The organism is Klebsiella sp. WP8-S18-ESBL-06 (assembly GCF_014169755.1).
GTDB lineage: Bacteria > Pseudomonadota > Gammaproteobacteria > Enterobacterales > Enterobacteriaceae > Kluyvera > Kluyvera ascorbata_B.
Map to the genome: position 1 here is coordinate 777,250 of NZ_AP022256.1, position 14,677 is coordinate 791,926.

A 14,677-nucleotide genomic window follows, 5' to 3' on the forward strand; every position below is an offset into this window, starting at 1 on the left:
AAATCCCCGGCGTTATCTGCCAGGGATGCGGTGTTTCTGTGCTGCTCGCGCGAAGAGGCGAAGCCGACGCTGTTACTGTTCGGCGGCCGATTCGTCTTTGGTCGCCGGGGTCTGGCGGGCTTCCAGCTCGCTAATCCGCTGTTCCAGCAGCGCCAGCTTTTCGCGGGTGCGCAGCAGAACCTGCGTTTGCACGTCAAACTCTTCGCGGCTTACCACGTCAAGGCGCGTCAGCTGTGACTGGATCACCTGGCGAACTTTCTTTTCTACGTCATCCCCGAATTCACGCAGGCCTTTCGGCATGGACTCGTGGACCTGGCGGGCGATTTGTTCAATTTTTTTCGGGTCGATCATCTCTGTTTCCCTGATTCTGTCGGCATTGCGGTTATTGTAGTGTCTTCTCCCGATGCGATAAACCAGAATTGTGCGAAGCTTATGCATTGCCGAAGATAATCAATAGCGTTATAGTAAGTACGCTTATTCTCAGGGCGGGGCGAAATTCCCCACCGGCGGTAAATCAGCTACGGCTGAAAGCCCGCGAGCGCTTCCCATGTCCAATGGGAGGGTCAGCAGATCCGGTGTAATTCCGGGGCCGACGGTTAAAGTCCGGATGGGAGAGAGTAACGATTCAGTCGGGTTAAACCCCGCTCGCGTTATCCATTTGCCGCTGGTCGGCACTCCTAAGACTGCCCTGATTCTGGTAACCATAATTTTAATGAGGTTTTTTTACCATGAATCAGACGCTACTTTCCTCTTTTGGTACTCCGTTTGAACGCGTTGAAAACGCACTGATTGCTCTGCGCGAAGGCCGTGGCGCGATGGTGCTGGACGACGAAGATCGTGAGAACGAAGGCGACATGATCTTTGCCGCCGAAAACATGACCGTTGAACAAATGGCGCTGACTATCCGTCACGGTAGCGGCATCGTTTGTCTGTGCCTGACCGACGAACGTCGTAAACAGCTCGATCTGCCGATGATGGTCGAAAATAATACCAGCGCCTACGGTACCGGTTTTACCGTCACCATCGAAGCGGCACACGGCGTGACCACCGGCGTTTCTGCCGCTGACCGTCTGACTACCGTGCGTGCGGCGATTGCCGATAACGCGAAGCCGTCAGACCTGAACCGTCCGGGCCACGTCTTCCCGCTGCGCGCGCAGCCGGGCGGCGTTCTGACCCGCGGCGGCCACACTGAAGCGACCATCGATCTGGTGAGCCTGGCGGGCTTTAAACCGGCTGGCGTACTGTGCGAACTGACCAACGACGACGGCACCATGGCGCGCGCGCCGGAGTGCATCAAGTTTGCGAAAGAACACAATATGGCGCTGGTGACCATTGAAGATCTGGTGGCGTACCGTCGCGAGCACGAGCGTAAAGCCAGCTAATTTCGTGGTTTGTGCCGTCAACGTGAAGGCCGGGGTTATCCCGGCCTTTGTGTCTCTAATTGTAGTTAATCTTAAAGATCACCACGGATTCAAAGTGGCCCACCTTGACCTCTTCCCCTGCGACCTTTGACAGTTCAGCCTGATAGTCCTGCGTGACCGTCAGCAGCGAGCCGGTGAAATCGGCATATTCCGCGTACTGGTTAAAGGTGTTGAGCGTATCATCCGCGCTGTTGCGGATTTGCAGCCGCAGGCCGTTGCCTATCAGCAGCGCGGTATCCTCATCGACGAGCGTTTCGGTGGTATAGAAGGATGACGAAACCTTAAACCCGTCGTTGCACATGCCGTCCTGGGTTTTGGTGGTGGTGATGGAAAAGGTGCGGTTCATCGTGCCGCTGTCGATGTCGTAGGGGTTGAACGTACCGAAATCAATCACCTGGTTGGCCGGCTCGATGTTGAAGTTGACGTTACAGTCGAGCACGCGGATGTTTTCCAGGCCGTTAACGTGATATTTGAGGTTATAGGCGTCCGGGCTTTGGTTCCAGCCGTTGGCGCCGTCAAACTGTACCAGCGTGAAGTCGCCAAGCGTACTTTGATAGCCGTGTGGCGGCATGGTTTTTATTTTCACGTACAGCCGCATGCGGGCCATAAAGGTGCGCGAGTAGTGCGGATCGTCAGCGTTTTTGCTGCAGAGACGATCTTCCCATCCCGATGCTCTGATTTGATCGGCGGTGAATTTTTGATAATAAGCGTTATCGATGCAGGTGTTGGTATCAATGCCGACCGCGCCCTGTGTCGCGTCATAATCGACGCCCGCATAGGTCACACCCAATTGATAATGGGGGTCATCCACGCTGGAATAGGGGTTTACCCAGGCAAACACGTTTTCTCCGACGCGCTTACCGCTCTCCTCCCGGTCGCCGTTGTCGCAGTAGACCGGCACTTTGATATCACCGCTTTCCCAGATTTTATCCCCCACCTGGGCGTTATTCGGCACGGCGAATTCTTCCAGGGTTTGATATTTGTCGGTGGGACCGCCGGAGGCGCCAAGGTAGCAGTGAACGGCCCATGCGTTCTCAAAGGGAGCCAGCAGTAGCATCAAGAACAGCAGCGAAGCTAATCGGCGGATCATTTTTTGGCCTCTGGCACGGTGGCGCTGCAGCTACCCTGGCAGTTCAGGCGCAGCATACGTAAGGCGCCATAATCATCCATATAGCCAAGATAGAATCCTGACCCGCTGTTCGCTCCCGCGTTCAGGCTGGCGGCGGTGAACGGCGCCAGCATGGTGGTTTTAAAACTGGGGAACACGCCGTTGAGATCTTTACCAAAATAGGCCAGCGTAATGTAGTAAGGCGTGGGGTTGTTCACCTGCAACGTTTTGCCATTCAGGCGATATGTCATGCGCTGCTCTGTGGCGTCGCCCGGTTTTTTCTTCAGCGAAGCGGGCCGCCAGAACAGCTTGATTCTGGACTGCATCGCCACCTGAACGACGGCGTGGTTATCAGCATTCTCTGGGGTGGGTGGGATTTCGCGAATGTTGTAGTAAAACAACGATTCACGATCCGTCGGCAGCTCGGCGGCGCGGCCCTGCTTGACGATGCGTACCTGGCTAATCGCACCGGGTTCCAGCCGCTGCATCGGCGGCAGGGCGGCAAAAAAAGCGTCGCTCTTCTTTCCCTTATCATCTTCAATCCACGAGTACGCCAGATAGGGGAGCTCCTGGCTGGCGTTGGTCAACTTCAGGCTGGCGGCTTTGTTGGCACCATTAAAAATCACTCTGGTGCGATCGGGAGACACCGCCGCCTGAGCGATGAGCGGCGCGACAAGCGCCAGACAAAACAGATTTTTTACGATGGGCGTCATTTCTTCATCCTTAATCAATGACAGGGCAGCATTAATGGCTGCGGAATAGCGGTGAGTGAGTCAGGCAGCGTAATACGACAGCGAGTCTCGGCCCATTGAACGGTAAATTGCTGGCCAGCGTTGACGCCGCTTAGCCAGACGTGGCCTTCTTCGCTGACCATGCCGACATCGCTTTTCCCTTCCTCGCCGTGAACGACGGCCCCCAGCGGCGGGTAGCTACCGTCGACGGCGCGAATGAGCGCGTTAACGTCCATCCCCGCGCGTGAAGCCAGCGTTTTATAGCCAATCGCGCCTTCGGTCCATGTTTCTCTCAGCGCGTTTTCACTTACCGTCACGCCGTCCGGCAGGGCGTCCATATTGACGGCGACGGTGGTCGGTTGGTAGCTGGCGATCATTGGAACGACGGCGTAGCCGAACAGGTTGGTGGCATTAAAATCGCCCTGTACCGGAATATCGGCAACCCCGTCGGTGCTGACCATCAGCCGTGGTTCATTACTGATACTGCGACGGTGGAACGCCGCCCCGTGGCGAGTGGCGGTGAAAGAGCCGTTCCAGCTGGCGCTGGCGGAGGTGTAATCGCTGGCGGCATAGCTGCCGGAAAGCTGTAGGTCGCCGACGGTAGAGCGATGCTGATAATTACCGCGGAACTGGGCGCCATTATCCGGCCTATCGGTTGCCGCGCCGGCGGAAACGCCCCAGGTATTGTGCGCATCGGACGAATCGTTCCATGAGACCGTATGGCTGGTATTGTCGCCGTTGCGCATATCGTAGCTTAAGCGCTGGGCGAAACCGAATGGCACGGAAACAGAGACGTAGATCTGATTATCGTTGTCACTCTCTTCATAGTGCGTGGTGCTGAACGTGGTGGTCAGTGAGATATTCTTCCAGCTACCGGCATCGAAATTAAAACCGGCGGTCACGCTGGCTGACGTGGAGGCATCGCCGTCCCACCACAGCTGGCGCAGCGCGGTGACGTAGAGATTCATGTTCACTGCATCAATAGGCTGGCTGGCGGAAATACTGATGGTTTGCTTTTCGTCCTGCGTATTGTCGCTATCGATCTGGTGGTCGACAAAATTGGCGTAGCTGTGAAACGTCCGTTCGGAAAACCGATAGGCGGCCAGCGAAACCTGGCTGTCGGTGGCGTCGAAGCGTTTACTGTAGTTCAGCCGGTAGCTGGAGCCTTTATCTTGCTGGCCGTTATCAAACTGGCTGACGGCGTGCGTGACATCAAAGGAAACCGCGCCCAGCCAGAGCATATTTTGCCCCACGCCAAGCGCGGCGGAACGATAGTCGCTGCCAGCTGCCAGCAGGCCGCCATACAGCGACGTATTTGAGAGCGCCCCCCAGGACGCCTCCCCGCTGATAAAGGTGTCGTCTACCACGCTGTGTGAAAGGTCGGGGCGCATACGCCCGGTGGTGACTTTATAACGAATCTGGCCCTGACGGGTTAAGAATGGCGTGGAAGCGGCAGAAACCTGAAAGGTATTGACGCGGCCGTCCTCTTCGGTGACTTCGACGTCCAGCGTACCTTGTACCGACTGGTTGAGGTCGCTGATGATAAACGGCCCCGGCGCGACTTTGGTTTGATAAATGATCCTGCCATCGTGTTTTACCGCGACGGTGGCGTTGGTTTGCGCGACCCCGCTGATTTGCGGCGCATAGCCGCGCAGTTCCCAGGGGAGCATACGATCGTCGCTAACCAGCGATGCGCCCGCATAGGAGAAACCGTCGAAAATATCGGAGCTAAAGTCCGTTTCGCCAAGCGTTAATTTCGCGCCTAATGCGGTGAGCGGGCGGAATAAGTAGGTTCTGGAAATGGTGTGTGCGCTTTCGCTGCTATCGTCGCTGCGGGTCTGGCTAAGCTGATAGTCGCTGCGCAGCCGCCACGCGCCAGCGTTTATGCCGCTGGTGCCGTAGGCATTAAGGTTTTCGCTGTGGCCGCCGTCGTGCGGACGATAGCGGCTGGCGAAAAGATTATAGTCGAGCAGAAAACCGGCGACGCCATCGTTCCACGTTGCGGGCGGCATCCAGCCATTGACCTTCCGGTTCATCCAGGCCTGTGGAATAGCAATATCGAGCTGCTGTTGCGCTAAGTCGAGCTTCAGCGTCATTTCCGGATGTGAGCGAAAACTGACGCAGCCCTTATCGACCGGCAGCGTGCGGAGAAATTCGTCTTTCAACCCTAAACTGTCGGCCAAATCGACCGGAATACAGGGTTCTACGTTTTGTTCTTCTTGTCGCCAGGTGAGTAACCGGCCAGAGGATATTTTATTTTTATTCACGGCAATCGAGACGAAATAATCGCCGGGCAGCACCGCTGGTTTATCTTTTAAAAGGGAGACATCAACGCTATTACGCATAGATTTATCCAGCACGTTAAGGTTGAATTCCGTCGCGCTAGCCGAGCAGGCGAATAATAAACCGCAGCCTGATGCAGTAATTTTGTCGATATTCACGGTGTCCCTACCTGATTATCTGGAAAAAGGCGGCCTGGCGGCCGCCCGGTATCTTATTTGTAAGACAGGACGTAGGTGGCGTTCGCATTCACCGCGCCAGGGGTGGCAGGGGTGGCTTTCGTACCGTCAACCAGCTCCATATAGGCCTGGAACGGCAGCGTTTGTTCTGAAGAGGCCTGAACCAGCGTGATCTCTTTGGCGGTGCCAAGGGTGATATTCTGGCCGGTGCCGTCCAGCAGACGTACGCCCACGCCGGTTGCGCCACCGGTCATGGTGTTGGACAGCAGGCTTTCGCCTTCAGTCGTCACCGCGGTGCTGGTGAAGGTCACATCCACTTTCGTGATCGGGGAGCCCTGGCCGTTGTCTGAGCTCGGCAGGTCGCAATCGACCAGATGAATGCTGGAATCCACGGCGTCAGAGTGGCCCTTTGAGTTGATATAGCTAGCCGGGACTTCGCCGAGGTCAACCTGCTTGTCGACGTCTTCCGCTTTGATGGCGCAAGGTGCGGCGATAACGTCACCGGTAAAGGTGATTTTGCCGGAGCCGCCGTCCACGTCAGCCAGCGCTGCGGTTGATGATAAGGCTGCCGTAATCAGTGCAAACAGCGCTGTTTTTCCCATATTCATATCAAGATCCTTCATTTGTAGTATTGCCAGGTTAATTCATTTATTTCTCATATTTTATTTCTGGGAAATAAAATTCGAAATCAAAATGATAATTTCCGTTTATTGTTTAAGCGTGTTTTATCGTTAATTGAACGCGTTACGGTAGTAACTAATTTCATATTAAATAAACGTTGTTGCGGATAATAAAGGATTTTATCGCTATGAAGGAATGTAAACAGAGAAAATGGGAATTTATTTATATAATTATTGTGCGCGCTTTTTGAATAATAAATTATTTATATAAATATATTCAATAAATGAATAGGAGCGCAGCGTGCGCTCCTGTTAAATATTTTGGCTTATTTAAGGGAGATATCAGCAGGTTAGCCGATTCCCATGGATTGCAGTATCACCAGGCTTAACCCCATTACCGACATTCCGCACAGCACGCCGTAGCTTGGATTGTTGTTGGGGTCGATCTCTTTTGCCAGCGGCATAAGCTCATCGACGGACAGTGCGACCATAATACCGGCCACCGCTGCCATGATTGATGCCATCACCACCGGTGATACCATGCTGCCGAGAATTGCCCATGCCAGCACGCCGCCCAGGATCTCTGCCATACCGGAAATACCGGCCCAGAATACGGCCTTGCGTTTCGATCCCGTCGCGGCGTACACCGGCCCGGCGACCGCCAGCCCTTCAGGAATATTGTGTAGCGCAACGGCCAGCGCGATACCAAAACCGAGTTCAAGATTATTGCTGGCAGTCACAAAGGTGGCGATACCTTCCGGGAAGTTGTGCAGGCTGATGCCCAGGGTCAGCAAAACGGCGGTACGGCGAATATTACGCGGCAGCGGTGGAGTATTTTTTTGCACCAGGTCCTGCGGATGGGCGTGCGGCAATACGCGGTCCAGCGCGAAGTAGCCGAGCAGCCCGAAGACAAACATGCCGTAGCCCAGCACCGGTGACATGCCCGGCGCATCAAGCGCTGCGGGCAGCATCTCCATCAGGGAGATCAGCAGCATAATCCCGGCGGCAAAGCCGAGGGAAAACGCCAGCACGCGGTTAGACGGTTTCTGACCAATCACCCCGAGAAAAGCGCCAATAAACGTCGCTGCGCCGGCCAATAATGTCAGAATCAGGGGTACCGACATCGCTCACTCCTTATGATAATGATTATCATTCATGATATTGAAAATCGTTTTCCCTTGCGAGGGCTGAACGCATTCTTTACGTCATCCTTACATTCAAATTTTCTGAAGATCATCATCACGCTTATCTGAGTTTATCCTCACTGAAAACAGGTTAATGTGGTGTTATTAAATCAACACCTCTGGAAGGATAACACCATGTCTCGTAGCCGAATGCCAGCACTGTTTTTAGGTCACGGTAGCCCGATGAACGTGCTCGAAGATAACCTTTATACGCGCGCCTGGCAGCACCTTGGCGAAACGCTGCCGCGCCCGAAAGCGATCGTCGTGGTGTCCGCACACTGGTTCACCCGCGGTACGGGCGTGACGGCAATGGAAGCGCCAAAAACCATTCATGATTTCGGCGGTTTCCCGCAGGCGCTTTATGATACGCACTATCCGGCTCCGGGCTCTCCGGCGCTGGCGCAGCAGCTGCTTGAGCTGCTGGCCCCGGTTCCGGTGACGCTGGATAAAGAAGCGTGGGGTTTTGACCACGGTTCATGGGGCGTGCTGATTAAAATGTACCCGAATGCCGATATTCCGATGGTGCAGCTAAGCATTGACAGCACCAAACCGGCGGCCTGGCATTTTGAGATGGGCCGAAAGCTGGCCAGCCTGCGCGACGAAGGCATTATGCTGGTGGCGAGCGGTAACGTGGTGCACAACCTGCGTACGGCGAAATGGCATGGCGATTCCGCGCCTTATCCGTGGGCGACGTCGTTTAACGACTACGTGAAAGCCAACCTGGGCTGGAAAGGGCCAACGGAGCAGCATCCGCTGGTGAACTATCTGGCGCATGAGGGCGGCTCGCTGTCTAACCCGACGCCGGATCACTACCTGCCGCTGCTGTACGTTCTGGGCGCGTGGGACGGTGAAGAGCCCATCACGATCCCGGTTGATGGCATCGAAATGGGCTCCCTGAGCATGCTGTCGGTACAGATAGGCTGACGGTTACTCGACGAAAATGTGCGGATAGAAGCGTGACAGATCCTGAGTGATCAGCGCTCTATCCTCACGAATACCGATTCCGGCTGGCTGATCGTTAATCAGCCAGCTGCCAATCAGCATATAGCTATCGTCAAATTTCGGCAGCGGATGGAACTGCTGGACGATCATACCCTCTTCGCCGTAAGGCCCTTCTACCTGCTCAATGGTTTTGCCATTTTCTACGATCGAGATATTTGCCCCTTCGCGGGAGAAGATCGGTTTCACCACAAACTTGTCCATCTGCGGATGATCGTCTTCGGCAAAGTAGGCTGGCAGCAGGTTAGGGTGATCCGGGAACATTTCCCACAGCAGCGGCAGCAGCGCTTTGTTCGAAATAATGCTCTTCCAGGCAGGTTCCAGCCAGCGTACGCCGGCATCCTCAAGCTTGGTAGAGAACATCTCGCGCAGCATATACTCCCACGGATAAAGCTTAAACAGGTTGCCGATAACCTGATCCTGAAGATCGGTAAACTGGCCTTTTTCACCGAGCCCGATATCGTCGATATAGAGGAATTCGGTTGCGACGCCAGCTTCTGTGGCGCAGTCCTGCAAATATTGCACCGTGCCGCGATCTTCAACGGTATCGCGACAGCAGGTCATGTGCAGCAGCTGGAAGCCGTGCTGCTCGCGCAGCTCGTTAAAGCGCTCAATGAGCTTTTCCTGCAGGCTGTTGAACTGATCGCTACCCGCAGGCAGATTGCCCGCGTTGAGTTGATCTTCCAGCCAGATCCACTGGAAGAAGGCTGCTTCATACAGCGAGGTCGGCGTGTCGGCGTTATTTTCGAGTAGCTTCGGCTCACCGGTACCGTCCCAGGCCAGATCGAGGCGCGAGTACAGCGAGGGTTGATGGGTCTGCCACGACTGGCGCACAAAGCCCCAGGTATGCTTGGGTATACGGAATTTCGTCATCAGCTCATCGCTGGCGATAACGCGCTCGACCACCTTCAGGCACATCTGGTGAATCTCGGCGGTGACGTCCTCCAGTTTTTCCACCTGCGCGAGCGAGAGCTTGTAATAAGCCTCTTCGCTCCAGTACGGCTCGCCGTACATGGTGTGGAAGTTAAAACCGTACTCGGTCGCCTTTTCACGCCAGTCCGGGCGTTCAACGATACTGACTCTTTCCATGATCGTTAGCCGCCCATTGAACGGGAGGTGGTCCCCGTTGCGCTACGCTGCATGGTGGACTGCTTCGCCACCGACTCACCAAAGCCGCCGCGGGTGACGGTGCTGGTGGTGGCCGGCTTCGGCGCCATCGCGGTTTTGGGTACGTTCATCGAGCGGCCCGGCTGCGCGGCGCCATAGTTTTTGCCGCTGGCATCGGTGTATTGACCATAGGCCGGGCTGGACGGGTTCTTCGAGGTGAAGACCGGCTGCTGTTGATAGCCGCCCATGCCGCCGCTCATCATGCGGCCCATCATGTAGCCTGCCATCAGCGGCATCCAGAAGCTGCCGCTGCTCTGATTTTGTGCCTGTGCCTGACCTTCGCCAGTTGGCGCCATGCCCGCCTGAGCCGGTGCCTGCTGACACTGGCCTTCGCCAAACTCGGCTACGCAGTCTTCACGGCTGGCATATTTCGGCGCGGTGCGCTCGGCTTCTTTGAGCGCGTTATTAAAGGTGGTTGTACACTCGGCGCTCTTGCCCGGGTTAGCGGCAGAGCAGTCGTCCGCGTTCTGGTACAGGGTGACGGTTTCGTCGGTTTTCTCACAGCCCGCGAGCATAAAGACGGCCGTCACGGCCAGGGCTACCGGCGTTAAGTGGCGCGCGCCCCAGCTTTTACGAAAAGCGGCGTGCTGAATGTTGTTTGTCCGTTTCATTTTATTCTTCCTGGACCCAGTGGAATGGTATTGCATTAGCGCTCAGGATAGTGGATGAGTGGTTGAAAATGAAGCGAAGAAGGGGATAAAGCGGGCGATCTTTACGTTGCCTTACGTTGGCACAATAAAAAGGCCCGCACGTGGCGGGCCCTACGATCGGCAAAGGCGAATCTTAGCGGAGACGTGCTTTGCTGGTGGCCGGAGAGGTGTAGCCGTCGGCGCTGGCATCCTGCTGCGCATTTTCAGGCGCGATGGTGGCATTGGCGGTCGAAACCGGCTTGCCCAGGGTGTTGTTCAGCGCCAGCAGATCCTGTTCGTTCAGCGTGCCCAGCGCATTTTTGATATTCAGCTGGTTGATCAGGTAGTTGTAACGCGCGCTGGAGAGCTGCTGTTTGGCGTTGTACAGCGTGGTGGTGGCGTCCAGTACGTCAACGATCGTACGCGTACCGACGGAGTAGCCCGCTTCCATGGCGTCTAACGAACTCTGCGCAGAGACAACGGCCTGTTTGTAGGCGTTGATGCTGCTGATAGACGCGTTGACGTTGTTGAAGGAGGAACGCACGGTCTGCACTACGGAACGGTGCGCGCTTTCCAGCTGCTCGCTGGCGCCGACGAAGTTGTACTGCGCCTGTTTCACCTGCGAGTTCACCATCCCGCCCTGGTACAGCGGCAGGGAGAAGCTCAGGCCCACTTTGTTCTGGCCGGCGTCGTTGTCGTTGTACTGGGAACCGTTGGTTTTAGAACCGCTGTAAGACGTATTAGACACCCCGGTAGACGCGGTTAAATCCAGCGTTGGCAGGTGGCCGTCCTGCGCCTGACGAATTTGTTCACGCGCCAGGTCCTGGTTCAGGCGAGCCTGCAGCAGGGAGAGGTTACGGTTTTCCGCTTCTTTCAGCAGCGCGTTAACGCCCAGCGGCTTGTCGGTTTTAAAGCTGTCGACGTTCAGCGACGCCAGCTCTGGGTAGTAGTTACCGGTCACCTGACGCAGCGCTTCGACGGCGTTGTCAAGATTGTTACGCGCGGTGACTTCGTTTGCCAGCACGGTATCGTACTGAGAACGGGCGTTCTGCACGTCGGTAATCGCAACCAGGCCCACGTTAAAGCGCTGGGTGGTTTGGTCTAACTGACGATAAATCGCCTGTTTTTGCGCTTCGGTGTAGGAAAGCGAATCGATGGCGCTCAGCACGTTAAAGTAAGCGGTCGCGGTGTTGAGGATCAGCGTTTGCTGGTCGGTCTGGTAGGTCACATCCTGGATGCCTGCCGCTTTTTCTTGCAGAGTCAGCGCACGCCATTTGGACATATCGAACAGCGTTTGCGTTAATTGCAAAGAGCCGCTGGTGACGTTGGAGTTCACGCCGTTACTGTCGCGGAAGCCGTTGGTATAGGTATAATCGGCCCCCAGACCAAGCTGCGGTAACAGTGGGCTACGCGCTTCGTTGATCTTCTCGAATGCCGCATCACGGTCTGCTGCCGATTTACGGAGGTCCGGGTTACTGGTACGTGCCTGCTGATAAACCTGTAACAGGTTCTCTGCCTGGCTCATTGTACTGAAACCGGTAAGGCTCAGGCCAATAAGAATAGGGAGCAATTTCTTCATTTGCATTTGCATTCCTTGTTGTGAAGCTTAGCGCTGATCTCATTCACAGAAAAAATATTCACCGATTGTACCAGAGTCCGCCACGTTAAAAAGTTGGCGTAACGTGCCATCCGGCGTTAATTTGCACCAATCTACCATAGAGTTAGTGAATCCTAAGGTAAACAGAGTTTAAATCGACAATTTCACCACCATCACTGCATAGGCCAGTCCATGACTCAATCACATAACCCAGTGGTCACACTTGCGAAAAACGATGTAGAAATTATTGCACGAGAAACGGTATATCGCGGTTTTTTTTCGCTTGATGTGTATCGTTTTCGCCATCGCCTTTTCAACGGTGAGATGAGCGGCGAAGTTCGTCGCGAAATTTTTGAGCGCGGTCACGCCGCAGTCTTGCTACCCTTTGACCCAGTGCGTGATGAAGTTGTGCTCATTGAGCAAATTCGCATTGCGGCTTACGACACCAGTGAGACACCCTATTTACTGGAAATGGTCGCTGGCATGATTGAAGAGGGCGAAAGCGTGGAAGACGTCGCCCGTCGCGAATCGCAGGAAGAGGCGGGCCTCTCCGTGGGCCGCATCAAACCGTGCCTGAGCTATCTGGCAAGCCCCGGTGGCACCAGCGAGCGTCTGACCATTATGGTGGGCGAAGTGGATGCAACAACGGCCACGGGGATTCATGGCCTGGCGGAAGAACACGAAGACATTCGCGTTCATGTGGTAAGCCGGGAGTACGCTTATCAATGTGTAGAAGAGGGAAAAATTGACAACGCCGCTTCTGTCATCGCTTTGCAATGGCTACAGCTGCATTATCAGGACTTACGAAAAGAGTGGGCAAAATGAAGCGCTATACACCTGACTTCCCAGAAATGATGCGTCTGTGCGAAACCAACTTCGCACAATTACGCCGCTTGCTACCGCGCGTAGACGAAGCCGGCGAAACGGTGAACTATCAGGTGGCCAACGCGCAATATCGCTTAACGATAGTTGAATCGACTCGTTACACTACGCTGGTAACGGTTGAGCAAACGCACCCGGCGGTGAGCTACTGGAGCCTGCCAACGATGACCGTGCGGCTGTATCATGACGCGATGGTGGCTGAAGTGTGTTCGACTCAGCAGATCTTTCGCTTCAAAGCACGATATGATTATCCAAATAAAAAGTTGCATCAACGCGACGAAAAGCATCAAATTAATCAGTTTCTGGCCGACTGGCTTAGATTCTGTTTAGCACATGGAGCGATGGCGATTCCGGTTTGTACATAGAACCGTTCAGGCTGCCACTGAGGCGCTGCCAGCGACGATGCTGCCTGAAAGGATGATGTGTATGTTTGCATCGTGAAACCTAAGGACACCATTTGGAAAGCCTTTTAAACCTTCCTCTGGCTGGTGGGGCCAGTGTCAGGGTACTGCAAATTACTGATACTCACCTGTTTGCTGAAAAAAATGAAACGCTGTTGGGCGTCAATACCTGGGAAAGCTACCACGCTGTACTGCAGGCCATCCATGCCTCGGCGCGTGACGTTGACCTTGTCGTTGCGACGGGCGATTTAGCACAGGATCACTCCGCCGCGGCCTATCAGCACTTCGCTGAGGGCATCGCGAGCTTTACTGCGCCCTGCGTCTGGCTTCCGGGTAATCACGATTTCCAGCCCTCCATGTACAGCACCTTGCAGGATGCGGGTATCTCGCCGGCGAAGCGCGTACTGGTCGGCGAACACTGGCAGATCCTGCTGCTCGACAGCCAGGTTTTTGGCGTGCCGCACGGCGAGCTGAGCGACTTTCAGCTGGAATGGTTAGAAAAACGGCTGGCGGAAGCACCGGAGCGTCATACGCTGCTGCTACTGCACCATCATCCTCTGCCGGCTGGCTGTAGCTGGCTCGATCAGCACAGCCTGCGTAACGCCGCGTCGCTTGATACCGTGCTGGTGCGCTATCCGCGGGTGAAACATCTGCTCTGCGGCCATATTCATCAGGAGCTGGACGTCGAGTGGAACGGCCGCCGCATTATGGCGACACCGTCAACCTGCGTGCAGTTTAAACCGCACTGCGCTAACTTTACGCTGGACACCGTTTCTCCCGGCTGGCGCTGGCTTGAGCTACATGCCGATGGTTCATTAACCACCGACGTGTGCCGTCTTGCCGGGGTGAAATTCCACCCTGATACCGCATCTGAAGGCTATTGATGTCGACGCTTCTTTATCTGCATGGGTTTAACAGCTCACCGTGGTCGGCTAAGGCCACGGCGCTTAAGCAGTGGCTGGCAGAGCACTATCCTGACGTCAACATGCTGATCCCGCAGCTGCCGGCCTACCCGGCGGAAGCGGCGGAAATGCTCGAAGCGCTGGTGCTTGAGCATGGCGGCGAGACGCTCGGCATTGTGGGCTCATCGCTAGGGGGCTATTACGCCACCTGGCTGTCGCAGTGCTTTATGCTGCCCGCAGTGGTGGTGAACCCGGCGGTACGCCCGTTTGAGCTGCTGGTGAATTTCCTCGGCCCGAACGAGAATCCCTACACCGGGCAGCAATATGTGCTAGAGTCTCGCCATATTTACGATCTCAAAGTGATGCAAGTCGACCCCCTTGAGGCGCCCGATCTCATCTGGCTGCTTCAGCAAACCGGCGACGAAGTGCTTGATTACCGCCAGGCCGTGGACTATTTCGCCTCCTGCCGGCAAACGGTAGAGGAGGGCGGTAATCACGCATTTACCGGCTTTGAAGATCACTTCACACAGATTATCGATTTTCTGGGGTTGCATTAAGCAGCGCCAACTACCTACGA

General features: G+C 55.3%; 15 protein-coding genes and 1 riboswitch. Of the genes, 6 read left to right on the forward strand and 9 right to left on the reverse strand.

Annotation, left to right across the window (positions count from 1 at the left end; all coding sequences use genetic code 11):
- Positions 1 to 72: 72 nt before the first annotated feature.
- Positions 73 to 351, reverse strand: coding sequence for a ubiquinone biosynthesis accessory factor UbiK (gene ubiK, locus H7R76_RS03790; RefSeq protein ID WP_106929629.1), 279 nt, complete (start codon positions 349 to 351; stop codon positions 73 to 75).
- A gap of 121 nt (positions 352 to 472) precedes the next feature.
- A riboswitch (FMN riboswitch) is annotated at positions 473 to 623 on the forward strand.
- 105 nt (positions 624 to 728) lie between these two features.
- Here ubiK and ribB point away from each other — a divergent pair.
- The gene (gene ribB / locus H7R76_RS03795) at positions 729 to 1,382 is read left to right on the forward strand and encodes a 3,4-dihydroxy-2-butanone-4-phosphate synthase (protein ID WP_035893704.1); all 654 of its coding nucleotides are present in this window, start codon (positions 729 to 731) and stop codon (positions 1,380 to 1,382) included.
- Between the two features lie 55 nt (positions 1,383 to 1,437).
- Here the strand turns inward: ribB and H7R76_RS03800 are convergent, their stop codons facing one another.
- The 5 genes from H7R76_RS03800 to zupT form a co-directional block, all read right to left on the reverse strand.
- On the reverse strand, positions 1,438 to 2,511 hold the full coding sequence (locus H7R76_RS03800) for a fimbrial protein (protein ID WP_182929999.1): 1,074 nt from the start codon (positions 2,509 to 2,511) through the stop codon (positions 1,438 to 1,440).
- Positions 2,508 to 3,242, reverse strand: a complete 735-nt coding sequence (locus tag H7R76_RS03805) for a fimbrial biogenesis chaperone (protein ID WP_182966997.1) — start codon at positions 3,240 to 3,242, stop codon at positions 2,508 to 2,510. Before H7R76_RS03805 ends, H7R76_RS03800 begins: the two co-directional genes overlap by 4 nt.
- Before the next feature lie 14 nt (positions 3,243 to 3,256).
- Entirely contained in the window at positions 3,257 to 5,701 is a 2,445-nt protein-coding gene (locus tag H7R76_RS03810) for a fimbria/pilus outer membrane usher protein (protein WP_182966999.1), read from the reverse strand.
- Between the two features lie 53 nt (positions 5,702 to 5,754).
- Positions 5,755 to 6,327 carry a fimbrial protein gene (locus tag H7R76_RS03815; RefSeq protein WP_182930001.1) on the reverse strand — a complete coding sequence of 191 codons (573 nt, stop codon included), beginning with the start codon at positions 6,325 to 6,327 and terminating at the stop codon, positions 5,755 to 5,757.
- 362 nt (positions 6,328 to 6,689) lie between these two features.
- The gene (gene zupT, locus H7R76_RS03820) at positions 6,690 to 7,463 is read right to left on the reverse strand and encodes a zinc transporter ZupT (RefSeq protein ID WP_106929637.1); all 774 of its coding nucleotides are present in this window, start codon (positions 7,461 to 7,463) and stop codon (positions 6,690 to 6,692) included.
- Positions 7,464 to 7,658: 195 nt separating this feature from the next.
- On the opposite strand from zupT, the gene ygiD reads away from it, so the two are divergent.
- Complete coding sequence (gene ygiD, locus H7R76_RS03825; protein ID WP_106929639.1) at positions 7,659 to 8,447, forward strand: 4,5-DOPA-extradiol-dioxygenase; 789 nt, start codon at positions 7,659 to 7,661, stop codon at positions 8,445 to 8,447.
- Positions 8,448 to 8,450: 3 nt separating this feature from the next.
- On the opposite strand, the gene H7R76_RS03830 is transcribed toward ygiD, so the two are convergent.
- The 3 genes from H7R76_RS03830 to tolC all read right to left on the reverse strand — a co-directional run bounded on the left by H7R76_RS03830 (position 8,451) and on the right by tolC (position 11,897).
- The gene (locus H7R76_RS03830; RefSeq protein ID WP_182967001.1) at positions 8,451 to 9,611 is read right to left on the reverse strand and encodes a glutathionylspermidine synthase family protein; all 1,161 of its coding nucleotides are present in this window, start codon (positions 9,609 to 9,611) and stop codon (positions 8,451 to 8,453) included.
- Positions 9,612 to 9,616: 5 nt separating this feature from the next.
- Positions 9,617 to 10,300, reverse strand: a complete 684-nt coding sequence (locus H7R76_RS03835) for a DUF1190 family protein (RefSeq protein WP_182930004.1) — start codon at positions 10,298 to 10,300, stop codon at positions 9,617 to 9,619.
- A gap of 172 nt (positions 10,301 to 10,472) precedes the next feature.
- Positions 10,473 to 11,897: an outer membrane channel protein TolC gene (tolC, locus tag H7R76_RS03840; RefSeq protein WP_106929759.1), complete on the reverse strand. Its 1,425-nt coding sequence runs from the start codon at positions 11,895 to 11,897 to the stop codon at positions 10,473 to 10,475.
- Between the two features lie 210 nt (positions 11,898 to 12,107).
- Here tolC and nudF point away from each other — a divergent pair, with 210 nt between their 5' ends.
- From nudF to yqiA, 4 genes are all read left to right on the forward strand, one after another.
- Entirely contained in the window at positions 12,108 to 12,740 is a 633-nt protein-coding gene (gene nudF, locus H7R76_RS03845; RefSeq protein ID WP_106929644.1) for an ADP-ribose diphosphatase, read from the forward strand.
- Positions 12,737 to 13,162, forward strand: coding sequence for a DUF1249 family protein (locus tag H7R76_RS03850; protein WP_106929646.1), 426 nt, complete (start codon positions 12,737 to 12,739; stop codon positions 13,160 to 13,162). The genes nudF and H7R76_RS03850 overlap by 4 nt, the downstream gene beginning before the upstream one ends.
- Before the next feature lie 92 nt (positions 13,163 to 13,254).
- Positions 13,255 to 14,082, forward strand: coding sequence for a 3',5'-cyclic-AMP phosphodiesterase (gene cpdA / locus H7R76_RS03855; protein ID WP_182930005.1), 828 nt, complete (start codon positions 13,255 to 13,257; stop codon positions 14,080 to 14,082).
- The gene (gene yqiA, locus H7R76_RS03860; protein ID WP_106929649.1) at positions 14,082 to 14,657 is read left to right on the forward strand and encodes an esterase YqiA; all 576 of its coding nucleotides are present in this window, start codon (positions 14,082 to 14,084) and stop codon (positions 14,655 to 14,657) included. The genes cpdA and yqiA overlap by 1 nt, the downstream gene beginning before the upstream one ends.
- Positions 14,658 to 14,677 lie beyond the last annotated feature (20 nt).